25 protein-coding genes are annotated in these 24,033 nt (G+C 34.3%); 2 read left to right on the top strand and 23 right to left on the bottom strand.

Annotated features, from left to right (window positions below):
• Window positions 1-111: 111 nt before the first annotated feature.
• From HMPREF1495_RS02590 to HMPREF1495_RS02670, 17 genes are all read right to left on the bottom strand, one after another.
• Window positions 112-942, bottom strand: coding sequence for a metal ABC transporter permease (locus tag HMPREF1495_RS02590; RefSeq protein WP_034211799.1), 831 nt, complete (start codon window positions 940-942; stop codon window positions 112-114).
• Window positions 939-1,610 (bottom strand): metal ABC transporter ATP-binding protein, encoded by a 672-nt coding sequence (locus HMPREF1495_RS02595; RefSeq protein WP_034211801.1) that lies wholly within the window; start codon window positions 1,608-1,610, stop codon window positions 939-941. Before HMPREF1495_RS02595 ends, HMPREF1495_RS02590 begins: the two co-directional genes overlap by 4 nt.
• Window positions 1,611-1,621: 11 nt before the next feature.
• Window positions 1,622-2,698, bottom strand: a complete 1,077-nt coding sequence (locus tag HMPREF1495_RS02600) for a metal ABC transporter substrate-binding protein (protein ID WP_034211802.1) — start codon at window positions 2,696-2,698, stop codon at window positions 1,622-1,624.
• A gap of 9 nt (window positions 2,699-2,707) precedes the next feature.
• Entirely contained in the window at window positions 2,708-3,115 is a 408-nt protein-coding gene (locus HMPREF1495_RS02605) for a Fur family transcriptional regulator (RefSeq protein ID WP_007595857.1), read from the bottom strand.
• A gap of 182 nt (window positions 3,116-3,297) precedes the next feature.
• Window positions 3,298-4,512, bottom strand: coding sequence for an iron-containing alcohol dehydrogenase (locus HMPREF1495_RS02610; RefSeq protein ID WP_034211803.1), 1,215 nt, complete (start codon window positions 4,510-4,512; stop codon window positions 3,298-3,300).
• Window positions 4,513-4,644: 132 nt separating this feature from the next.
• Entirely contained in the window at window positions 4,645-5,442 is a 798-nt protein-coding gene (locus HMPREF1495_RS02615; protein ID WP_034211804.1) for a hypothetical protein, read from the bottom strand.
• Window positions 5,429-5,902: a low molecular weight protein-tyrosine-phosphatase gene (locus HMPREF1495_RS02620; RefSeq protein WP_007595835.1), complete on the bottom strand. Its 474-nt coding sequence runs from the start codon at window positions 5,900-5,902 to the stop codon at window positions 5,429-5,431. The genes HMPREF1495_RS02615 and HMPREF1495_RS02620 overlap by 14 nt, the downstream gene beginning before the upstream one ends.
• A 225-nt stretch (window positions 5,903-6,127) precedes the next feature.
• Window positions 6,128-7,342, bottom strand: a complete 1,215-nt coding sequence (locus HMPREF1495_RS02625) for a site-specific integrase (RefSeq protein WP_034211805.1) — start codon at window positions 7,340-7,342, stop codon at window positions 6,128-6,130.
• A gap of 101 nt (window positions 7,343-7,443) precedes the next feature.
• Window positions 7,444-7,674: an excisionase gene (locus HMPREF1495_RS02630; protein ID WP_034211806.1), complete on the bottom strand. Its 231-nt coding sequence runs from the start codon at window positions 7,672-7,674 to the stop codon at window positions 7,444-7,446.
• A gap of 521 nt (window positions 7,675-8,195) precedes the next feature.
• Window positions 8,196-8,525, bottom strand: a complete 330-nt coding sequence (locus tag HMPREF1495_RS02635; protein WP_034211808.1) for a helix-turn-helix transcriptional regulator — start codon at window positions 8,523-8,525, stop codon at window positions 8,196-8,198.
• Between the two features lie 427 nt (window positions 8,526-8,952).
• Window positions 8,953-9,369 carry a sigma factor-like helix-turn-helix DNA-binding protein gene (locus tag HMPREF1495_RS02640; RefSeq protein ID WP_034211810.1) on the bottom strand — a complete coding sequence of 139 codons (417 nt, stop codon included), beginning with the start codon at window positions 9,367-9,369 and terminating at the stop codon, window positions 8,953-8,955.
• Between the two features lie 243 nt (window positions 9,370-9,612).
• Entirely contained in the window at window positions 9,613-11,349 is a 1,737-nt protein-coding gene (locus HMPREF1495_RS02645; RefSeq protein WP_034211812.1) for an ABC transporter ATP-binding protein, read from the bottom strand.
• Window positions 11,346-13,064, bottom strand: coding sequence for an ABC transporter ATP-binding protein (locus tag HMPREF1495_RS02650; RefSeq protein WP_034211814.1), 1,719 nt, complete (start codon window positions 13,062-13,064; stop codon window positions 11,346-11,348). Before HMPREF1495_RS02650 ends, HMPREF1495_RS02645 begins: the two co-directional genes overlap by 4 nt.
• A complete protein-coding gene (locus HMPREF1495_RS02655; protein ID WP_034211816.1) occupies window positions 13,051-14,478 on the bottom strand; it encodes an ABC transporter ATP-binding protein in 1,428 nt (475 codons plus the stop codon). Before HMPREF1495_RS02655 ends, HMPREF1495_RS02650 begins: the two co-directional genes overlap by 14 nt.
• Before the next feature lie 2 nt (window positions 14,479-14,480).
• Window positions 14,481-15,149 carry an energy-coupling factor transporter transmembrane component T family protein gene (locus HMPREF1495_RS02660; protein WP_034211818.1) on the bottom strand — a complete coding sequence of 223 codons (669 nt, stop codon included), beginning with the start codon at window positions 15,147-15,149 and terminating at the stop codon, window positions 14,481-14,483.
• Entirely contained in the window at window positions 15,150-15,761 is a 612-nt protein-coding gene (locus HMPREF1495_RS02665) for an MptD family putative ECF transporter S component (RefSeq protein ID WP_034211821.1), read from the bottom strand.
• 122 nt (window positions 15,762-15,883) lie between these two features.
• Window positions 15,884-16,504, bottom strand: coding sequence for a TetR/AcrR family transcriptional regulator (locus HMPREF1495_RS02670; RefSeq protein WP_034211872.1), 621 nt, complete (start codon window positions 16,502-16,504; stop codon window positions 15,884-15,886).
• Window positions 16,505-16,802: 298 nt separating this feature from the next.
• Between HMPREF1495_RS02670 and HMPREF1495_RS02675 the strand changes: the two genes are divergently transcribed.
• Entirely contained in the window at window positions 16,803-17,153 is a 351-nt protein-coding gene (locus HMPREF1495_RS02675) for a plasmid mobilization protein (RefSeq protein ID WP_034211823.1), read from the top strand.
• A 5-nt stretch (window positions 17,154-17,158) separates the two neighbouring features.
• Window positions 17,159-18,490 carry a relaxase/mobilization nuclease domain-containing protein gene (locus HMPREF1495_RS02680; protein WP_034211825.1) on the top strand — a complete coding sequence of 444 codons (1,332 nt, stop codon included), beginning with the start codon at window positions 17,159-17,161 and terminating at the stop codon, window positions 18,488-18,490.
• A gap of 12 nt (window positions 18,491-18,502) precedes the next feature.
• Here the strand turns inward: HMPREF1495_RS02680 and HMPREF1495_RS02685 are convergent, their stop codons facing one another.
• From HMPREF1495_RS02685 to HMPREF1495_RS02710, 6 genes are all read right to left on the bottom strand, one after another.
• Complete coding sequence (locus tag HMPREF1495_RS02685) at window positions 18,503-19,003, bottom strand: TIR domain-containing protein (protein WP_051402799.1); 501 nt, start codon at window positions 19,001-19,003, stop codon at window positions 18,503-18,505.
• Window positions 19,004-20,410, bottom strand: coding sequence for an SIR2 family protein (locus HMPREF1495_RS02690; protein ID WP_034211827.1), 1,407 nt, complete (start codon window positions 20,408-20,410; stop codon window positions 19,004-19,006).
• Window positions 20,411-20,417: 7 nt separating this feature from the next.
• Window positions 20,418-21,338, bottom strand: coding sequence for a BsuBI/PstI family type II restriction endonuclease (locus HMPREF1495_RS02695; protein ID WP_034211829.1), 921 nt, complete (start codon window positions 21,336-21,338; stop codon window positions 20,418-20,420).
• Window positions 21,331-22,824, bottom strand: coding sequence for an Eco57I restriction-modification methylase domain-containing protein (locus HMPREF1495_RS02700; protein WP_008754300.1), 1,494 nt, complete (start codon window positions 22,822-22,824; stop codon window positions 21,331-21,333). The genes HMPREF1495_RS02695 and HMPREF1495_RS02700 overlap by 8 nt, the downstream gene beginning before the upstream one ends.
• Complete coding sequence (locus tag HMPREF1495_RS02705) at window positions 22,811-23,026, bottom strand: helix-turn-helix domain-containing protein (RefSeq protein ID WP_034211834.1); 216 nt, start codon at window positions 23,024-23,026, stop codon at window positions 22,811-22,813. The genes HMPREF1495_RS02700 and HMPREF1495_RS02705 overlap by 14 nt, the downstream gene beginning before the upstream one ends.
• A gap of 150 nt (window positions 23,027-23,176) precedes the next feature.
• Complete coding sequence (locus tag HMPREF1495_RS02710) at window positions 23,177-23,995, bottom strand: single-stranded DNA-binding protein (protein WP_034211836.1); 819 nt, start codon at window positions 23,993-23,995, stop codon at window positions 23,177-23,179.
• Window positions 23,996-24,033: the final 38 nt, after the last annotated feature.

Genomic DNA, 24,033 nt, shown 5'->3' on the forward strand with positions numbered 1-24,033 from the left:
TTCCAAAACATAATCAAGATAAAAAAATAACAAAGCTTACTAAAAATAAAATCCGTGTCCTAATTCAGGCAACAAATTTTACCTTTGCCTAAACTATAACACAGATTCTAATCAATGTCCCATTTTACCTATCAAATAAAATATAAAAAATGCCAATATATCAATGCATACAATAGTTGCACCTACAGGTGAACCGCCAAGTATTGAAATGACAAGTCCCAGAGAGGTACAAACCACTGAAAATATCGCTGATGATACGGTCACTGAGAGGAAACTCTTAAACACACACATGGATGCCAATGCAGGGAATACCACAAGTGCCGAAATAAGGAGTGAACCGACTAAATTCATAGCCAATACTACAATTATTGCAATGATTATCGCTATCAAGAGATTATATTTTTGTGTGTCTATACCTGTAGCACTTGCAAAATTCTCATCAAATGTTACTGCAAATATTTTATTATAAAACAGTACAAATGCAGATATTACAAATATTGAAAGTATGACACAAAGAATCACTTTTTCCTTTGTTAAGGTAAGTATTGAAGTGGATCCGAACAAGGTGGTACATACATCTCCGGCAAGATTTGATCCGCTTGAAAACACATTCATAACCAGATATCCGAAGGCCATCGCCCCGACAGACATCATCGTTATTGACGCATCTCCCTTTATCTTTCCGTTACTTCCGCCCTTTAAAAGCAGAATTGCGGCAATTATAGTCACAGGCAACACAAGCACCATATTGTCTGTAAGATTAAATACCGTCGATACCGCCACTGCACCGAATGCCACATGCGAAAGTCCGTCTCCAATAAATGAAAAGCGTTTCAATACCAGAATAACACCAAGCAGTGAAGAGCACAGTGCTATAAGTATGCCTACTATTATTGCATACCTTACAAAAGGATAGCTTAAATATACATGTATGTCTTTCATGCCATCCCCCTGCTCTTTTTATATTCCGAAGTTGTACCGAAAAATATATGTTCTCCAATATATAAAACCTTGGTAGCATATTCAAGTGCCACTTTTATATCATGAGATATCATAATAATGGTCATATTACTTTTATTCAGCTCATTGATAATATCATACATGTTCTGACTCGCCTCAGGATCAAGACCTGTAACAGGCTCATCAAGTATCATAAGTCTTTGTCCCGCCATCAACGCTCTGGCTAAAAGCACCCTTTGTTGCTGACCGCCGGAGAGTTCACTGAAACTTCTTGTCATAAGATCAAGAAGTCCCAGTTTTTCTATCTTCTCCTTTGCGGTCTGCTTTTCTTCTTTTTTATAAAATGGTCTGATTCCCACCTTTGACTGACATCCTGACAGCACAATTTCAAAAACTGATGCCGGAAAGTCTTTTAATAATTGTTGCTGCTGTGATAAATATCCTATCTCCGTAGGCAACAAATTTTCATTATATATAACCTCTCCTGAGATCGGTTTTATAAGTTTTAAAAGCGTCTTTATAAGTGTAGACTTTCCCACACCGTTTTCCCCAATTACGCATAGATAATCTCCATCCGAAACTTCAAAATTAAGATTATCCACTATGGCTTTTCCGTCATATCCAAGTGACAATTTTTCACATTTTATCATAAAACTCCAGTCTATAATACCTCTTTAAGCACTTCCAAATTCTTCTTCATTATATCCAGATAGCTTGCATTATCACTGCTCTTTGTAGACTGCATAGAGTCAAGCACCAAAACCTTGGCATTTTTATCCTTGGTATTATCAACTATTGTTTTTGCCAAATCCCCTTTTGAACCGTCAATTATAAAAATATCCGACATATTAAGTTCATCCATCTTATTTGCCAAAAACTTTACAGTCTCAAAAGATGCTTCACTTCCCGCATCACAGCCCTTAAATGCTGCATAATACTTTATTCCGTATTCATTTACCAGATATCTGAACGGGAATCTGTCTCCGACTATTATAGTTTTGTTTTGAATACTTGAAAGTGTATCCTTATACTCTTTATCAAGTTCATCAAGTTTAGCCAAATAGTCATTTGCGTTTTTCTCATATTCAGCCTTATTGTCAGGATCAATTTCGGCCAACTTTGCTTCTATAGCACTTACTATAGTTTCAGCATTCTTAATTGAAAGCCATACATGCTCATCTATCTCTTCCTCTCCGTCTTCATGCTCACCTTCTTCATGTGCATGCTCGCCCTCTTCATTTGCATGTTCTTCGCCTTCATGGTCATGCTCTTCTTCATCCTGCATCCCCTCTACAAGTTCCTCTGCTAATGCAGCTTCACCGATACTGTCTACCATATTGATATACTTCAAATTAGGATTCTCTTTTATAATATCCTCAGCCCAACCGTCAGATTCTCCGCCTACATATACAAACAAATCACTGTCTGTTATTTTTGCAATATCTGCCGCAGATGCCTGATAGCTGTGTAAATCCACACCCTTATCTATAAGGAAGGAAATCTCTACATTCTTATTATCACCTACTACCTGTTTTACCCAGTCATAGGCAGGGAAAATAGTAGTAACAATGCTCAGCTTCTTAGTTTCCTCACTGTTACTTTCAGCTACACTGCTGCTCTCCATAACACTGCTGCCGCTCTCAGTCTCACTGCTGCCGGTACTTTCCTTTTTTGCACAGCCCAAAACCATCATAATAGCCACAAGGATACTTAGTCCTATTCCAATATACTTCTTCATAGTCTCCCTCTATTCTCTACATTCATTACAAGTTCCATAAAAAACTGTTCTGGCATGATCTATAGAAAAGCCGTGTTCTTCTCTCAAGTGTTCGCCGATTAAAGATAATTCAGTACACTCCAAATGGATAAGCTTTCCGCATTTTTCGCATTTACAATGAAAACATACCGGATGAACGTCTTCACCCTCTACATATTCAAAGCAGGCACTGTCTCCTGTTTCCAACATATATTTATGTACTGTCCCATCGCTTACCATTCTGTCCAAATGTCTGTAAACAGTAGCTTTCCCGATATTCTTTCCCTGCTGTTTGAAAAAGAGAATAATATCATTCACGGTGACATGCTTATTCTCATTGTTTTTCAGGAAATCCTCTATTTCAAGCAATTGTCTTGTTTTATACTGAGCTTTCTTCAAACCACACCTCCAATTTGATTACTGAGATTTAAACTCAATTTGAAACTCGATATCATATTACAACTTTTTATTTCATTTTTCAAGCAAATTTGATAACGAGTTTTAATTTTTTTATCAAAAAAACACATCAACAATCTAAAAATAAATCAGATGTTGATGTGTTCATTTATACTATAAAATTTTTAGAAATCTACTTCCGTATCATAGTAGCAACATTTTAAGAGCTTCTCCATCTCTTCAACACTTGGCTGTCTCGGGTTTGAACCTGTACATGCATCTCCAACAGCATTTACAGCTATATCATGAAGTCTTTCCAAGAAAACTTTCTCAGGTACAAATCCGTTCTCTGTAGGATATGAATCCGCACCGTAGTTCTTGATACAATGTGGAATATTTAAAGCATCATTTAAACCTCTAAGGTACTTGATAAGCTCTTTTATCTTCTCATCTTCGCTACTGCCCGGCAATCCAAGCACATCAGCTATCTTAGCATATCTCTTTGCAGCTTCCTTATCCTCTGCATTGAAAGCGATAACCTTTGGAAGGTACATAGCATTTGCCGCACCGTGAATAATGTGAGCACCCAAATCTCCAAATACGGCACCTGTCTTATGCGCCATAGAATGTACTATTCCAAGTAAAGCATTTGAGAATGCCATACCTGCAAGACATTGTGCATTGTGCATTGCATCTCTGGCCGTCTTATCTTCATTGTATGACTTTACAAGGTACTTGTCTATCATTTCTATAGAGTGAAGTGCAAGTGGATCTGTAAAGTCACAGTTGGCTGTAGATACATACGCCTCTATAGCATGTGTCATAGCATCCATACCTGTATGTGCAACAAGCTTCTTTGGCATTGTCTGTGCAAGTGCAGGGTCTACAATTGCAACATCAGGTGTTATCTCAAAGTCGGCTATAGGATATTTGATACCCTTTTCATAGTCTGTTATAATTGAAAAAGCTGTTACTTCCGTAGCTGTTCCCGATGTGGAAGAAATAGCACAGAATTTTGCTTTTTTTCTAAGTGTAGGAATACCGAATACCTTACACATATCCTCAAAAGTACAATCAGGATACTCATACTTGATCCACATAGCCTTTGCCGCATCGATAGGTGAACCTCCACCGATAGCAACTATCCAGTCCGGTCCGAACTCAAGCATCTCCTTAGCACCACGCATTACGGTGTCTACAGAAGGATCAGACTCAATTCCCTCAAAAAGTCTTACTTCCATACCTGCTTCTTCCAAATAAGCGATTGTCTTATCTAAGAATCCGAACCTTTTCATTGATCCACCGCCTACACAGACAAAAGCCTTCTTTCCTGTGAAGCTCTTTAAAGCCTCAAGTGAATCTTTTCCATGATAAATGTCTCTTGGTAATGTAAATCTCATATACAGCCTCCATTTTTTGAGCATCGGTTCTTAAATATTAAGAACCTAAGTGTTACTAAAATTACATGCTTATATATTATAACTTAATGTTATTATTGTCAACATTTTAACGATATTTTTTTAACAACTTGTTTACTCTCTTCTGATAAAGCTGAAATTATTTACATCTATTGAGAAAAGAAGCTTCACCAACCATAAGAAGAATAAAAGCACTCCTATCGGTATAAGGCATGATGTTACAATAAGTACAGCAATAGCCTCTATAAAGGAACTGAGGGTATTCTCAAACTTCTTTAAAAGTTCATTTACATTCCCTGTAATATTATTTACTATTTTTTCAAGTGCACTGCTGTTTTTATTTTCTTCCTCGGCGCTCTTTGTTACCGTATCCGTATTTTCCTTGGCATTATTAAGAGTTGTCTCTATCGAGGCGGCATAATTACTCTCAATCATTCTCGCAATATTTACACTCACAGGAATAGTAAATGATATAACCAGGCTGAATAAAAATAATTTAGTCGCAATCTTTGCAAATATCTTTTCATTTGAAGCGATAAATACTATGAACAGCACACATGCCACAGGAATAACATACTTAAATGCCACAAAGCCTGTTACGGTGAGCAAGAACTTCTCAAGGTAGATTGCGCAAAGCACAATCAGAAAATACTTGCTCATATCCGCAAGTTCCTGTGCAATAGGAGTACCTACATCTCCCGGCAAAAGTGTAATAGCCGATGAAGATGCCACAGCCGCAGCAGCAAGCTCCATAACCTTACTTCTGCTCTTGTCAAGAGCATTTATCGTATCCGCATGAAAATCCACATTCCCCAGCTTATCGGCTATCAGAAAGAATGATACCACTCCTACCGCAATACAAAAGATTGCTGCAATTACCTTTATTATCAATACCTTTTTAATTGATGACATTTTTCTCCTCCAAATACTTCAAAAATCCGTCTATACCTCTGTTTATATCCTCAAAGGCAACATCAAATCTGTCGGTGTACCATGGGTCCGATACCGAATCATCGCTTCCTGCGAAGCTTAAAAGTTTGAATATCTTATCTCCGTCACCGAACAAATTTTTCATATTTTTTATATTAGCATCATCCATACCTATAAGATAGTCATATTCTTCATAGTCGGACTTTACCATCTGCCTTGCCTTCTTACCTGCACAGGCTATTCCATGTTTCTGAAGTTCGTCTTTTGCAGACGGAAACATAGGATTTCCCACGCCGTTCCATATCTCTTCCGAGCTTGTTGCGGCTGAGGCTATCTCAAACATATCCTCCAGCCCAAGCTTTTTCACTTTGTCTTTCATTATAAACTCCGCCATAGGCGAACGGCAGATATTGCCGTGGCAGATGAAAAGTATTTTTATCATACCTTTAAAACTCCTTGAAAATACTGATTTTACCTGATTTTATGCCACTTTTTAAGGTTTGTCCTGATAGAGTGTTTTATGCATTTTTGTCGCATATTGTGGCATAAATTCGTATATTTTGTCATCCAAATTTAGTAAAAATCTTAGTAAAATGTTTCAATTTTTCATTTTACTAAAGACTTTTTTCACTTAGGTTTTCTTTTAGTTGTCTCAATTTCTTAATATTTAAGCCATCTTAACATATTTGCCAAGTTCTTCCTTGGCATCCTCTACTCCCAGATGCGTATATGTATTTAACGTAACCCCGATATCAGCATGTCCCATAAGATACTGAAGCGTTTTCGGATTCATACCGCTTTTCGCCATATTGCTACAATAGGTATGCCTGCAAACATGCGGTGTGATTTTGGGCAACTGTTCTTTAAAGATTCGATTATATTTAGCCAATGCCCATTTAAAATGCTTTTCCCAATGCAAAGCAACTTCCGGCATATCCTTCTTATCTAAAAACAGAAATCCCTTGTATCCATCAATAACAGGCTCTTTCTTGGGCTTTTTACGGTTTTCAACAATACGCTTAAAACATGCATACACTTCCTCAGTCATAGGAATGATTCTAGTTCCACTTAATGTTTTAGTATCTTCAATAACATACTTCATGTCTCTGGTTCTTTGAAGCTGATGAGTTACATTGATTTGCTTTTCTTCAAAATCAATGTCAGAAAGTGTCAGTCCACAGAACTCCGAAATACGAAGCCCTGTTTTAAAAAAAATAAACATGCCATCATAGTATCGTTTGTAATGTTCATCATTCCTAATGAATTCCAAGAACTTTCTCTCTTGTTTTCTGGTTATAGCTTCTCTGGTTGCACTATTGTTTACAACCACTGTACATAATTGAAACTCGAACGGATTCTTGCGAATCAAATCATCATCTACAGCCATTTGAAAAGCAGGTCTTACAACTCCACGCACTGAGTGAATGGTACTATACCCCCTTCCATCTGCCTGAAGTTTAATCAACCATGCTTTTGCATCTGACAGCTTCACTTTGTCAATCCTTGTTGTCCCAAATTTTTCTTTCTTAATTATGTTGATAACAAAGTTATAATTTGCTGCTGTGTTATGACGAACTCCCGTCTTCTGAGCAATATACTTTTTTACCAACTCAAGAACTGTCAAATTATCACCATAAGGAGTAATGCCATCATTTATATCTCTTAATATGGCTTTTTCCTTTTCTCTAAGTGATTGGCATGTTCTTCTTCCTGCCGGCAGGAAATCTGTCGGTTCTAGCTTCCAACTGTAAATGAATTTCTGTTTCCCAAAGCAGTCTGTATAAACAAATGCATATCTTCCATCCGCTCGCTGGCTTTCTCCGTTTCGTAAAATACGCCCTTTTTTATCACGTCTTTTCTTATTGCGATTTTTTTCGCTCAAACATCTTGCTCCTTTCTACGAAGAAGTCCTAGCACGATAAGTTTATTATACCATACTAAGACTTTGTTTGCCACTTTAAAGCGACAAAGTCTTTTATTTTCCTATAAAGCTGTTGTCTGATTAAGAAATTTTTCAAATTTTTGTCTATTGACTAACGATTTATTTCCTACCTGAACAGTAAAACAATAATCAGACTCAGCATTTTCGGCAATCAACATTCTTATTTTCTTTTCTCCGATTCCAAAATATTGAGCAGCCTCATCAACAGTTAGCATATATTTTTCCCAAATTGGAACCGTATTTCCTTTTATTCCTGTTCCTACTTTATCCATTATGTACTCCTCCAAATTTTCAAAATAGCAGCACTTTATCTGCCAATGACAACCCACAATCCCCTTGCCGGCTCTCATAGGCAGATAAACATACAATACAGGTGGCAGGTCATTACTCTGCCCACATCGGTATTACACCGTCATTCAAGTGACCGGACATATCCGGAAGTATCATTATTAAAAATATATATCTTCGCCTCACACAACTGCTGTATATTTTGCCAGACATCTATCGCTCCCCACCTTACTTCAACACACTATTTCAGTATTCCATCGCTTACACTTCCTACTAATATAGAAGAAAGCAGGTTTCTCTTGGCGTGCCCGCATAGTGGCTCCACATATTCCACACGTCCTGTACGTATTTACATATTTAGTTATCAAGGAACAATGGACTGATCACTCCGTCCAGTTTTGGATAAAATCTGTTCTTGATTTATCAATCCGAAAAGCACATAATTACACTCCTGTCTGCTATGAACAATCTTTCATTGATTATGTGCTTTATAAGAATGACAAAATTACAGAACCAAATTCTCCGGTCCGTATTTATGTAAAATCTGGAACAGGATTCTCTTATGTATTCCATCTGCCTGCTCATACATTTCTTTTAAAACTTTTAACTCATAAGGTGTCAATGTATTCATATATGGCTTATAATATTCCCCTATAAAAATTCCACCTTCACTCCCCTGCTTCGTATATATTGGAAATCCAAAGGACAAAGCCTGTATATCGTTATGTATTGTACGCACTGTGACATTAAATTCTACTGCCAGCTCTTTTGCTGTAATATGACGTTTTGCCAGCAAAATGCTGATTATCTCAACTCTGCGATCTGCCGTATTCATGCTCTGCCCCTTTCTTAAAAATTTCCAATCTAATTGTAAAAAACAAACCGGAAAAAACCTTTCATATTCGCACATATTATTTCAAGATTTTTGTTTCCACTATCAGCTTTTCCCTTATCAAAACAACATCCTCATTCTCCTCCATTTTTCATTGACTTCGCTATATGCTCTTGTCAAAATTTTCTTGGTTTAGCCAGTATTCATAAAGCCAAAATCTCTCAGCAGAAAGGTCTTGGCGTAAGTCATAATCCTCCACAAGCAGATAAAGTCCTACCTTGGTCTATTCAGTTGTCAAAGAACAAATGCCTAACGGCTTTTAAGAAAGACTCCTTTTTATTATTTGATGTCAAGCTCCTTCTTGGCAAAAATAAAAGGACAGATTTTCCTCTACTTTATAAAGGAAAATCTGCCCTTATCTACAAGGCGATTACTTCAAAATTTCTTCCAACAGTAACTTCAGTTTCTTCAATATGCTGTTCTTACGCCATTGTATAGCTTGGTAACTTACGTTCTTTTTTCTTGCAATGCTTGAAAGAGTTTCATCATGAAAATACAGACGCTCTATGATGTCATTTTCTTCTGCATTGAGCCTTGATATAGCGTTTCTGACCGCTTCTATCATCATCTGTATTTCCACAATCTTTTCTACATCAATGCCTTCATCAACAATGTTTTCATAAAAATGTCCATCATGGTCTAATGATGAAAAAAGGAGCAAGTGGTTTTTCCTGTCCACCTGCTCCAAATATTTTTCATGCTCTTTCTCACGCCAGTAGACCTTATATATCTCCTCACTGACTTTTACCTTTTTCCCATTGACATAAAGGTAATATTCTTTTTTCATTTCAAGTCCTCCATTCTTTTTTTGCCTGCTTGTTTTCAGGCAAAAAAAGGAGGACTCCTGCACTTAAGCATAAGAAGTCCTCGAAAATGGAAGAAACCCGTTCTTCCAAAATGTTTTAAATTTAATTGTTTATAATAATTACTGGTATCAAAAAGGTCTATTATTATTTTCTATATAAATAACAGACCTTACATACCACATAGCAATTACCTCCATCGTTTAGTTAATTCATGCTTTCTCCTTCTAATTATTTAAACTCCATTTTTCTGACATAGATTTGGCATTTACAAAGTCTTTATAAATTCCATCTTGCCTCATCAATTCATCATGTGTACCACGCTGTTCAATGCAGCCTTTATTCAAAACCAATATTTGATTTGCATTTCTAATCGTCTTTAACCTGTGTGCAATCATAATAACTGTTTTATTCTTGGTAAGTGACTCTATAGCCAGTTTTAATTTATCTTCATTTTCAGGATCAACATTCGCCGTTGCTTCATCGAAAATAATAATAGGAGCATCTTTTAGCATCGCTCTTGCAATTGAAATTCTCTGCTTTTCACCACCTGATAATGAAGCCCCGCCTTCCCCTATTGAAGTGTTATAACCTTGTGGAAGTGAAACTATAAAATCGTGGCATTGAGCTTTTTTAGCTGCATTAACCACTTCCTCTCTCGTTGCATTTTGATTGCCAAACTTTATATTATTTTCAATAGTATCTTCAAATAAATATACACTTTGAAAAACCATAGAAATATTATCCATAAGATTTTCAACTGTATAATCTTTAATATTATTTCCACCTATTTTTATTTCGCCTTCGTTAACATCCCAAAATCTTGCAATTAGATTACATAATGTAGTTTTCCCCGAACCTGATATGCCGACAATGGCAGTCATCTCATTCTCTTTAATAATGCATGTAACATTATCTAAAACTCTTCTATTGTCATAAGAAAACCCTATACTTTTAATATCAATATTATGATTTTGTATCAAAGAACTTATATTGCCTTCATTAATATCAGGCATGTGGTTAACATATTCATATGAATCAATAGCATTCTCTGCAATTCGTAAAATCGCCATATTAGAGCCCGCTCCAATCAATCCATCAAAAATCGTGAAGCTTGCTATCATCAGTACAACCGTATCTGCAATACTCAAATTTCCAGAAAGATTTAATTTAACGCAAAATAATAACATCACTACAATTGTCATTCCTATTACTATTCTTTGAATTATGGTATACGGAATAATCATCTTTTCAAGCGACAGTGTAGTTTTGTAACTATCATCAATCGCATCGTTTAAACTTTTGTTATTTCCCCCACTCAAATTATATGATTTAATAACCTGCATTCCTTGAATTGTTGATAGTACATTTTTAGTCAAACGTGTCTGAATATTAGACATATCGGCTGCATTTTTTCTTGAACGTTTTTCCATTAGAAAAGTAACAAATAAAAATACTATCATACCAATTAGTGCCACAAAACCTATTTCAAAATTTATGATGAATATTGACAAAACAAATATGAATGTATTTAAAAATCCTCCCAATACATTAACAAGTAATACTGGTATCCAAGACTCAATTTGTGTGAGATTTGTAGTTGCTAAAGTAGTTAACTTGCCTAAACTAAAATTATTGAAGAATCCCATTGGAACTCTTTTTATTTTTTCTCCCAACTCTATTCTTTTATTTGCTGCCATAAAATATCCCGCATGTGTTTGATTCATTTGAGATACATTTTGTGTGATAATCTTGCCTATTAAACTAATTATTAGTACTACTAATACTACAATAATATCCTTTTTCACAACATTTTGCTTGAACAGGCATTTCAACATATAATAGATTGCCACAAATTGAAATGCATTAAATGCAGCATGAAAAAATGCTGCTACTATTGACCTCGTCAAATTATTTCTTTCCTTGCCGGAGAATAACCAGATTTTTTTAAATACGCTTATCATGCTTCATCCTCCTTATTTGATGCCATACACATAGCGCAATATAATTTTGACTTTTCTAAGAGTTCTTCATGTTTCCCACTGTTTTCAAGCATTCCATTATTAATTACAAATATTTTGTCGGCTCCTTTTATTGTGTTTAGCCTGTGAGCTATAACAATTAAAGTTTTTCCCTTTACTAATTTGGAAATCGCTGCTTGAATAATATTTTCATTCTCTGGATCTATGTATGATGTAGCCTCATCTAAAATTATAATTGGCGAATTTTTAAGCATTGCCCTGGCAATGGATATTCTTTGCTTTTCTCCTCCTGATAGATGCCCGCCACCTTCTCCCACGATAGTATCGTAACCATGAGAAAGTTCTTTTATAAACCTGTCGCATCCCGCTTTAATTGCGATTTGCTCAACTTCGTCATCTGTTGCATTAGGATTGCCAAGTCTAATATTTTCTTTAACCGAAAAGTCAAACAGGTAATTATCTTGTGACACATAAGATATTAATTTTGAAAGTTGTTTTAATGGAATATTATTTACGTCTATTCCACCAATTTTAATATGACCACTTTCAACATTCCAAAAGCCTGCTAAAAGTTTCGCTATTGTCGATTTACCACTTCCCGATTCACCCACTAATGCATTAAATGTTCCTTCATCAAATTTAAAATTTAAATTCTTAATTACTTGTTTTTTCCCATTGTATGAAAAACTAACATCTATAAATTCAACATTGAAGTTTTCAACTGTTTGTACAGTTGTCCCACATTTTAGTTTTTTTGAAGCCAAAAGGCTTTCCACTCCACTCGATATAGTCCCAATTCTAGCCAAATCATCTGTATAATTTAATGCTTTAAGTAGATTTGATACTGTAGCAAAAGATAGTATTACTATTGTTATCAATGTTTCTATTTCAATACTACCATTTTTGTAAAAAATCATTCCAAATGGTATAACTGTTAAAATTCCCATTGGCGATAGTATGCGACCAATAGAAACTCTTTTCATACATCTCCCCATCCAATCATAATAAAATTGTGCATTGTCATTGACAGAATCACTATATTTTTGATAAGAAGTATTACTTTGATTAAACGCTTTAATAACTTCAATACCACCAATATATTCAACCAATGCGTTATTCATTTTTTGACCTAAGACTACAGATTCCTTGTAATTTTTCGAATATTCTTCATTCATCACTGATTTCATAAAACTAATACCAACAATGAAAGGAATAAGGGACACCAAACCTAATCGCCAGTCCAAAGTAAGCATATATATTATAAGTAATACTGGTCCTACTACATTGGCTGTCATCTCTGGTAATATATGCGATAAAGTTGTTTCCATGCTGTCAACTTTATCGACAATTATGTCTTTCAAAGTTCCAGAACTAATACCAGTAATATCACCCAATGGCATTTCAAATAACTTATTTGAAATTTCCTTTCGTATATCTCTTAAAGATTGAAATGTTGCAGTATGAGAGATGGTTGTAGATATTCCTGCTGATATTTCTTTGATTAAAAACAGTCCTGTAATAATCAATAATTTATTTGAGTACAATTCCCAATTTGAATTCCCGTTAATTAACTCTGCTATAAGACTTGCAAGGATCATATATGAGATTAAGCCAGCTACTACACCTAAAATAGCAAACAAGATAGAACAAGAGAATTGAATCTTTCGTTTTTTTATATACTGCCTAATTATATTCATATAACACTTTCTTCCCTTCTTTTATTTGTTTTCCCTCTTCCAAATATAGAAACTTATCACTTGTAGCTGCGGCCAAAAGTGAATCATGTGTAATAATAACTACTATTTTCCCCTTCTCAGAAAGAAGTTTTACCCACTTTATAATTGAGTGTAATCCATCGCCATCCATTCCACTTGTTGGCTCGTCTAATATATAAACATCTGCATCTGAACAATATGCTGCAGCTAATATTACTCTTTGTTTTTCTCCTCCTGACAATGATGCAGGATGTCTATCTTTTAGTTCGTTCAAACTAAAAGCATCCAAACTATCCACCATATCTTTTTTAAATTTTTCAGTTATTTTTTTACCAATTGAAATTTCACTTACAACGGAATCTGAATACAGTTGATAATCTGCATCTTGCATAACAAAATAGCAAAATTTATTTCTTAAATTTCTGTTTGCTACTTTTCCTCTATATTTGATTGATCCTCCGTTTTCTTTTAGTAGCCCACTTATAACTTTACACAAAGTAGTTTTTCCTGCTCCATTGTTTCCTAACAGTGAAACAACCTCCCCTTTATATAACTTTAGATTAATGTCATCAATTCCTAATTTTGTTTTCTTATAGTGAAAGGATAACGATTCAATATCTAAAATTAAGTCGTTTGATTTTTTATTCTTAGTGCTTTTATTTATCGTCTTTGGTCTAAGTCCAAGTTTTGATAGACTTTCATTATCAAGACGTTCAAAATCTTCCTTTGACCAAACTTCCCTTAACATACCTCTATCAATATATAAAAATCTATTTACTACTTCATTGAACGGTTCAAGCCTGTGCTCACTTATAATAATAGAGATCCCTCTATCTTTAATTTTTTTAATTATTTTTATTAAAACCTTGACTCCATCTGCATCTAAATTTGATGTTGGCTCATCGAGGATCAAAACTTTAGGTTGTAAAATTAAAGAAGCGGCAATTGCAACTTTTTGTTTTTGACCACTGGACAAGTCATCTATGTCTTTCGAAAGTAAATCTTCAATCCCAACAAATCCTACAATCTCATCAAGTTTTTGTCTTATTTCATGCGCAGAAAGTCCTATATTTTCTGCCGCAAAGCAAATCTCATCTTGAACACTATTCATAAAAAATTGACTTCTTGGATCTTGAAAAACAACGCCAAATAATTTAGCACGTTCTTCTGAATCCAATTCAGCCGGAATTTGTTTATCTATTTCAACTTTTCCTTTCAGCTCTCCCTCATAAAAAACAGGAGCCAAACCACTGATAGTTCGTAAAATTGTGCTTTTTCCTGACCCTGATTTACCACAAATTACAACACATTCTCCTGATTTTATAGAAAAAGTAATATCTTTGATAGAAGGATCTCCATCACTATAAGAAAAAAATACATTCTGAACTTTTATCATCTTCACACTCCAAAATATATTAATCCTATTGCAGCTCCATATATGGCAAGTGCACATATATCCTTTAATCCAAAATACACTTCATATATGCACGTTCTTTTTTTATCCGCATTTAGTCCTCTTAATTCTGCGGTAGCCCCCAACTCATCTGATAATTTTATGCATCTGATGATTAGTGGTACCATAAAACACTCATATACCAAAAAAGGATTTCTCATAAAATCTTTCCAGTTGCTAAATAACCCCCTAGCTTTCATTCCATTTCTAATTGCTATATTTTCTTTACTTAATACCGGAAAAAATCTTATAAGAATGCAAATCATTACAATAATGGGCTTAGGAACTTTTATTTTCTGTAAACCTAACATAAGTTTACTTGAGTTTCCCACAATAATACATGTAACTACCATTACTAAAGGAATTGAACGTGCTAACATATTCAAAATAATGTACATTAAGGCTATCTTGTTCGCAAACAACCCAGCCAATATAACCATAGTCAGGTAAGTTATAACGAATTTAATAGCCTTATTATGTTCTTTTATATAAACTAAAAGTAGCGCATTTAGTGCAACACTCAAATGTATTTGAATGTTCTTGTTAAACAAGAACCAGAATATTGTTGATACTGCTAATAAGATAATATATGTTCTATTATCTAATTTTCTCATCTACACCAACTTTGCCTTTTCTATATGTTTTTTCATAAGTTTTTTTCCTACAATAAATCCTATAGCAGACAACACAATTGTTATCACTGCAATCAATAAAAGCATATCCCAAGAACCATAAAATCTAACCAATGTCTTTATGCCCTCTTCCGTATAACTTTCTTTTAGGCTATTTAAATATTGTTCTTTAAAGAAAAACATAGGAATTGCACTACCCAGAGCATACAATGCCCAATATACCGAGTATGCGATACCATTTCTCTTTGGATTTCTATAAGTGTCTTGTCCTATCATAATAATTTCGCATACAATACCTACTACAATCATTACTGGAAGAAACCATGGAGAACCCATTACAGTTATAAATAATCCTCCAAAAATCCCAGTAATCAAATACGTTCCTCTTTTCGCAACCTTATTTGACATTACTACGAACACTGGAGCGCAAAGCAATCCCATAATTCCTACATAAAATAAGTAATCAAACGCTGGTGTTGTCAGCATCATTATACACATTTTTGTAACAAGCATTATTATAATCATCGCCACATTGAATATAGATAATGTAATAATGTCCCTCATCTTCAATTTGTTCTTTTTTTCATTATTCATTTTTATCTCCTCCTAAATATTGTAGATTGAATATTAAATCCAAGTTTGCTAAACAGTGCAAAACAGGTTATGATAACATCGTATGCTAACTCCGTTATCTTTTGACTAAAAAAATATCTCTTCTAATACCCTCTAATATTTTTCCAGCCTCCTGAAAAAAAGCAAGAAACAAGTCGCGCATTTTCTAACAGTTCTTGTTTATTTTCGGAATGCAATACAGCCTCAGTCAATGCTAAAAAATGAGCATGATTAATAATATGAAAGCCTTTATCACTAATCCTTTCTGAGGAAATATCCGCTTCTAAAGAAATCTCCTGCATTTTAATTCTTGCATCATCCTCCATCACTGTTAATTTTTCGAGAAAATTCGCATAAGATGTTCCGTATGACCCATTAATGATCAGCGAGTATATTTCTTTGTTATCAAACAAAAACATCGCAGTTTCAATTGTTCCGTCAACATGAACCTGAGCAACCTTTTCATTCTGTTTTTTCTTAACACTATCAATCGACACTTTCTCATAATCGAAAAAATTTGAAAATATTTTATCTGCAACTGGTGAAACAATCGCTTCAAACAATTCATTTTTATCATTAAAATGACGATAAAAAGCGCCTGTAGTCACACATGCATCTTTACATATATCTCTCAAACTAGATTTCTCAAACCCATACTCAATAAAATGCCTTTTTCCACATTCTAGTATTTTTTCATGAGTATCATCATAATTATTTCTAGCCAACAAAATTCGCCTCCTTCCTCTTTTGATAACGCCGTTATCAGTTTACCTTTATTTTTGCTTTTTGTCAAGTTAGATATCGCAAACTAAAAACTTTTATGATATAATTTTGTTATAAATTTAAAATTTGCTTAATGCTTGCTGCCCTAATCATTCTTTTGTAGCAAGCACAGTAAGTGTACGGACACTTACGGAAAAATTGATGAAGCAGCCCTTCGGGATCTGCTTCTTTTTTTATCAATTTTTAGCTTGTTAGGGAGACCCTAATACCCCTGAAATTCACACAAAGGAGGAAATACCTATGGCAAATAGGATACGAAATGAACGACTTGAAATTAAGTTGACCAAAGAAGAAAAAGCTCTTTTTGAGGAGAAAAAAAAACTTGCGAAGTGCAGAAATATGAGCCACTTTATCCGCAAATGCGTTTTGGAAAAGGAAATTTATCAGATAGATTTAGAGCCTTTTAGAGATTTACAAGGCTTGCTTTCCAATGCTACAAATAATATCAACCAGATTGCAAAGCGAGTAAATTCGACCGGTGTTATCTACAAAGAGGACATCCATGATATAAAGAAAGAGATTGAATATTTCTCAAAAGAACTGTGGCAAATTCATTCCTTGCTTCTTAACAGGGCTTCGGGAGGTGATTAAAATTTATGGCTATTACAAAAATACACCCTATAAAATCAACCCTTCATCTTGCTATTGGCTATATTGTCAATGAAGAAAAGACCGATGAACAGCTTTTGGTCAGCACGCATAAATGCCACGAATCTTCCGCTCATACTCAGTTTTTACGAACAAGAGAGGCGTCGGGAACTAATGGAACTGTCCTTGCAAGACATCTCATTCAATCTTTCCTACCCGGAGAAGCCACGCCTGAAATGGCACACCAAATTGGTCTTGAGTTATGTAAAAAGATACTCAAAGATGAGTATGAGTTTGTGTTATCGACGCACATAGATAAAGGACATATCCATAATCATATCATCTTCAACAATGTGAATATGGTTACCGGCAAGTGCTATCAGTCCAATAAGAAAAGCTATCATAAAATTCGTTATCAGAGTGATAAGCTGTGCAAAGAAAACAACCTTTCCGTCATTGATGAACACTACGAAAGCTACAAGAAAAAATATAAGACTAACGGTAAATCTTGGTATGAAAATGAACAGGCAAAGAAAGGTACTTCTTGGAAAAGTAAACTTCAATTTGATATTGATCGCATGATAAAACAGTCTAAGAATTGGGACGAATTTCTAAAGAAAATGGCTGAGCTTGGCTATGAAATCAAGCATGGCAAGCACATCGCTTTTAAGCCGAAAGATAAGTCGAGATTTACAAGAGCTAAGACCATTGGAGAAGATTATACCGAAGAACGCTTAAAAGAACGCATAGCAGAAAGAGCAACGATTAAGACTCTTCCTGTTAAAAAACGCATCGGAAATATCATTGATATGAATACCAATGCTAAAGTCAAAGAGAGTAAAGGCTATGAATACTGGGCAACGAAACATAACCTTAATACAATGGCGGAATCCGTTATCTTTATCAGAGAACATGGCATAAAATCCGTTCAGCAGCTTGATGAATTTATCAAGAAAAGTGCTGATGAAAGACAAAATTTACAGGATAAAATCAAATCCATTGATAAGGAAATGGAACAATTATCCACTACTATGGAGCAAGTTCATATTGTCAAAAAATATCGTGCCTATTACAAGGAATATAAGGCGAATCCGTCTGATAGGGCATTTTTCGAGGAATACAAAGCTCAGATTACCCTCTATGAAAATGCTCTTTCCGAGCTTAAAAAGTCCTATTCCAAACTTCCAAATTCAAAGGATATTTTATACAGACTTGATAAATTGCAAGAAAAAAAGAATACCCTTATGCAGGAATATTCTTCCTCAAAATCGACTATGGACGAGCTTTATCAGATACGAAAGAACTATGGAATTTATATGGGCAAGGAGATGGAGAGATGATCTCTTCATCTCTTAATTGCAACCCTTCAAAATTGAGTTGCTTTTATTTCCCTTTTTTCTCGCAGCCGATTCAATCCATGTCCCCATATTTGAATAACCATTTTCTGATACATAATCATAAAATCCATCAATAATCTCATCAAACCAAACCCCGTTTATCTGTGTGTATTTACTTTGGGACTGGCTCGTGTTTTGATATTGATTCTTTATACCACCTATTGTAACTCCAATAATAGCATTGCCTCTTCTTCGGCTTGCCTCTATTTCATACTGAACAAAAGGTCTATCCAAAGTTTCGCTACCGATAAGCACAACCGTAACACTTGTACCTATAAGTTGTTCATCTATCCAGTTCTTAACTGCTCTATCGCCTGTTCGTCTAATTTTTTCAAACTCAGCTTTATCTATAAATCCTGCAGCTTCCTTTCCCTGAGTTACCCAGCTATTTCTAACGGTATTTGCTCTCCAAACATCGTTATCATAGTGAAAACTAAAAAATACTCTTCTTGCCATTTAATTGTCCTCCTTGTTCATTAAATTAACAGCTTTTATGATATTTTCTGCAGTTGAAGATATATCTCCATCAACCTTTTCATTAGCAATAATCACTGCTTCTGAATTATCATTTGAAGATAAGCTTTCAAAGATTTCTTTGGCAGCACCCTCAGTATATCCTATTGGCAAACACACCAAGCCTTTTTCTTTAGAAATTGAAAACTCCTCCAATACTCCATTTGCAATTTTGCCATTCTTGTTTCCAAAAACGAAGATGGCAATTCCGCATTTTTCAATCATCTGTTTCCTATTCTCTTTATAAAGCTTTCCAATGTCAATATGCGAGATATTGCTTTGTGGAAACGGCATAACGGTAAGATAATCTAAAATATTTTTACCGTTTATCAGGCAATATTCCGCAACACCTGATAGCAAGTATTCTCCAACACCTCTACCGTACCCATTGATGATATGATAGCCTTTTTCGGATAATCGCATTGATAGAGTATGAAGAAAGATTTTACCTTCTTCATCTGAAAAATCGCCGTAATTATCAGCACTTCCCGATATGAATATTGTCTTTCGTCTGTATCTATCCACAAGTATACTTAATATTTCAGTAATTTCATTATAGTCGTTAACCAAGCAAGTAAAAATACCATACCTATTCAAATCTTCAATTTGTAGTTCTTGCTTTGCTTTTTTATACTCTGAATTCTCTACGGTATTCTGAACTTTTTTCATAATACAATAATGCTTTCTTGTATTTTTTTCGTCAAGTAATACCCTTAACCTTCCAATTACATAGTTAAAATTTGGATCTTCAAAGCTAAATCCCAAAAATAGAAATGTTTTAGTAAGCAAGTCTCCCTCTAAAACCTCTCTAAATAATTTTCTTTTGTTATATCCAAACTCTTCATAATCACTTCTTGTGATTACTGCATCTTCAGGATTTTCTACATCACCATGCAGCTTATATACTATCGCATCAAAATTATGATTTGTACCTCTTAATTGTTCATCCTTTGTTTTTACATAAGGCTTTTTCATATTATTTTCTAAAGCTTTTTCTATTAACTTATCATAATTTGTTGTCCAAAAAGTTGAAATGGGCAGCTGCGATAATAGTTTATGATTTTCAGTAGGCTTTACTAATTGAGAAAATTGACCCTTGATTAAATCATCTATCGATGTTCTCTTTTTTGAATTAGAATAATACTGTGCCAAGTTAACCAAATCACTTTCTTTTTCAACATCTAATCCAATTTCTTCTGCAGGTTCTCTTAGAAGTTCTTTCCAACTACAAAATCCAGCAGGAATTGATAATCCTGCTCCAATAAATGCTCCTAATTCATCACTTTTAATAGCTTTTTCAATTTCTCTAATCAAATTTTTTTTTGATACTTCACCTTTAATAGTAAACACCTCCCTCCTATTTTCTCGGTCCTAAGAATTTATCACCATTTAAATGAATCATATGGTCTGGCATATCCGCAATCCATACTTCAGTTTCCCACGCTAAAGACTCTGAGAATTTTTTAAATGTTTTAAAATCCAAAAATGCTGTTACATATATTTTCCCAGCTGAAACATTTTCTGTCATTTCTTCAATTTCTTTTATTCGCTTTGGCTCCATTGCACCTACAGAAGTTACGGACTCAACAAAGTAAATCCAGTTCTTATCTTCTGAATATAATACAACATCCGGCATTTTATCATGGAGTGTTATCTCAAAGCCAAGTTCTTTTAGTTTTTCCTCATTTTTCACCAAATCCTTTTGAATTGTATCGCCAACATACAAACATTCAGAGTTCTCAGCAAATCGTGGAGCAAATTCTTCAATAATAAATTTCTGTAATTGATTGTGCTTGCCCGGAGAAAATGTGAAATCACTTCCATTTATTTTAACAGGCATTTTTCTAACTGCCTTTTTAGAACTATATAAATCAATTAAGTTCTGATGAGATTTCAAAAAATTATTTTTCTGTTTTTCCCACAGATTTGATTGAATTGTTTTTACTAATAGCAACATTTCATCAGTTAATCGATACCTATAATTAGGACTATTCGTTGCTTTTCCATTATCTTCAATAAACGCTGCATTCCTAAAATGATGCATTGCCTGCTTACGGAATGTTTCTCTACTATTCTCTGCATATGAAACTTCATAAAACTCTCTAATAAAAGCAATAACATCATGTATTCTTATCCATTTGTTAGTTGCATTAGCCCATTTATCATCCTTTTTAATATCTGCCATTGCTAAAATAACATATCCACATAAATCTGACTGTTGTTTTAGCGGAACTTTCAATTCTCTCAAAATCCTCTTTGCTTCTTCTAACTTAGACATACATAAATCTCCTTAATATTTCATCACAATTTTCTTCAGACATATCCTTTAATTTAATCAGTTCTTTTCCCATATTCTCAATACAAGCCAGTGGTGGGACTGGCATCGAGTTAATTTCAGTAGCATTAACTTGAGTTGATCCATTTAAAATTCTGTAATAATTATCGTAAAGTGTAGAGTTCAATACAACATATAACCCATAAACCAAACAATCTGATAGTCCTTGTAAGCCTGTAATAAAATTTATCTTATTCTGTGTACTGATTGCTTTGTATTTGGGATATTTTTTTGATAAATAAACGCCGCATTGTAATCTACGCTTTTCTTCCTTAGCCGTAAATCTTTTTACAAACAAATAATTTGTGTTCTCCTGCAATAGTCCCTTTTGCTCCGTTAATATATACTCATTATCTCTTCCAACAGGAAAAATCACTTTACCATCTTTTATATGTTGTGAATAAAATAAAGGAACTGCTTTTTCATATGCATCATCTCTCAGAGCTTCTCTATTTCTAAAATCAACTGTCAATCCGGTTTTCATTTTTAAACCAAGAGTTGGTAAGGTATCTTTCCATTCATTTACCTTTTCAATCGTATCGGCTTCTCCTTTATCAGTTATCAAAAAAACATATTTATGTTCTCCAGAAATAACCATATCATAAGGAGCTTCAAAAACAGTCTTGCTATCAAAATCAAAATTAGCGTTCGTTGTTGTTATAGTAATATTCTTAGGCTTATTTGTTTCTTTCTTAGCCTTAATAATTATGGTTTCTTGCAAAACAGACTCTTTATCAAAGACTTTGTCCCTGCTTACAAATAAATGAATATGTTTCAAAGCTACTTCGCTTAAAAACTTCTCACGAAATTTTTTAAAATAAGCTCCAGAAGTCCATGATCTCGGAACAATAAACACCAATTCGCCATTATTAACTAAATTAAAACTTGCCATCTCCATAAAAAGAAAATATAAGTTCGGTGCTCCATAGCAAATGTCAGGCATAGATAAAGCTTCCTTATCTATTTTCCCAATCTTTAGATAAGGCGGATTCCCTATAATCACATCGTATTTTTTAGGTTCAGCACACGCTCCCAGCATATTGTTGTATTCAAGTGTTTGGCTTGTTATGTAATTATCTTTAATCACTTTGTATTCAATTTTTAGCGATGAATTATCACTTATCCACGATAAATTTGCATTTAAAAGCTCTAAAATGTCATCATTGGTTTCATAACAAGTTATTTTTACATTTTTAATCTTGTCAGTATCAACAATTCTTTGAATAAATGCTGCAGTAAGTATGCCTGAGCCTGCTCCCGGATCAAGTATAGAAATTTCTTTTGAAAATGGTGATAAATCAAATAAGGATGCCATAAAAAGAGCCGTTTCTTTGCTTGTGAAAAATTGTCCATTTTTCTTACGTATTTCTTTTGGCATCTGTTCAATGTATTTATTTGTCGATTCTATTACATAATCAATTATTTTCATCATCCACCAACTCCATAATTTCATTTATACCACAATTCAAACTATCGCATATTCTGATAATCGCATCAGTAGTAATATTTTCACTGTTCTTCATTTTATAAAAAGTACTTCGGCTAATTTCTGCCTTTTCCATTAGCTCGGAATTTTTCATATCTAAATCTATCATTTTTTTAAATAGCTTTTTATAACTTATTTTCGACACGATTACTCTCCCATCTGTATAACCTTATTTTTGTTATTATATCATATATATTCACTTTTTTCATCATAAACTTCCTTTTACACAAACATTTATCTTTTTTGAAGGCAAAAAAATAGCCGGTGCAGTCCTAAGACCACACCGACCATAAATTTATCTCTCAGCTACTTTTGATGCTTCTTTCTTTTCTTTCGGCTTTTCCTTATCTTCCGCCTGATATTCTTTAATCGCACCAAGTATGGATTTTTTACCGTTTTCTTTCCCTTTTTCAGAGCCAGTTAAAGCATTTAACTTAGATTTCATTCTTTCAATATCTGCTCTAATCTGTCCTGATTGTTCCCAAGAATCTGCATAAAATAAGTCTTTTTCTCTTTCTTCTATTTCACTTTTCAGTTTGGCAATCTCCTTACTCTTATCCTGTCCTTTTATCTGTTCTTTTGCCTTTAAGAGCTTTGAGGAAAGTATCCGTACATTACTATGCTCCTTACCGTTATCATCAATAGAGGTTCTAACCTGTCCGAATAATTTTACGAAATCTCCTTGCTTAAAGACCTTTGGAATCTCTCCTTTTTCTCCGTATGCGGAGCAGTTATGATAGACCTTATTTCCCTCATCATCTTTGGACACAACAGAGAAATTTGCCACCTTAAAGGCTTCTCCGTTCTTATTTTCCCTTTCGATTACATCGACATCTCCAACAATATTTCCGACAATATTTACAAGGTCATCTTTTTCCTCCTGAACATAAGGCAGGTCTTTTATCTGTCCCTGTTCCCTTAAATCTTCAATCATATAGTCAAAATCTTCATGAAGCAGATTGATGGTATCATTTGCCATATAAGCTTCATAAAGCTTATCCAAGGCACTCTCATCATTGATGCCTTTTTCCATACTGATAACCGCCTTCACAAAATCTTTGTGGTTATCCTTTGCCATATCTTCAATCCTATCCCTTATTGTTTTGTAATCCATGTTTTTATCTCCTTTCATGGTAAAAGGGAGCTGTTTGC

This window comes from Lachnoanaerobaculum sp. MSX33, assembly GCF_000512995.1.
Classification (GTDB): Bacteria; Bacillota; Clostridia; order Lachnospirales; family Lachnospiraceae; genus Lachnoanaerobaculum.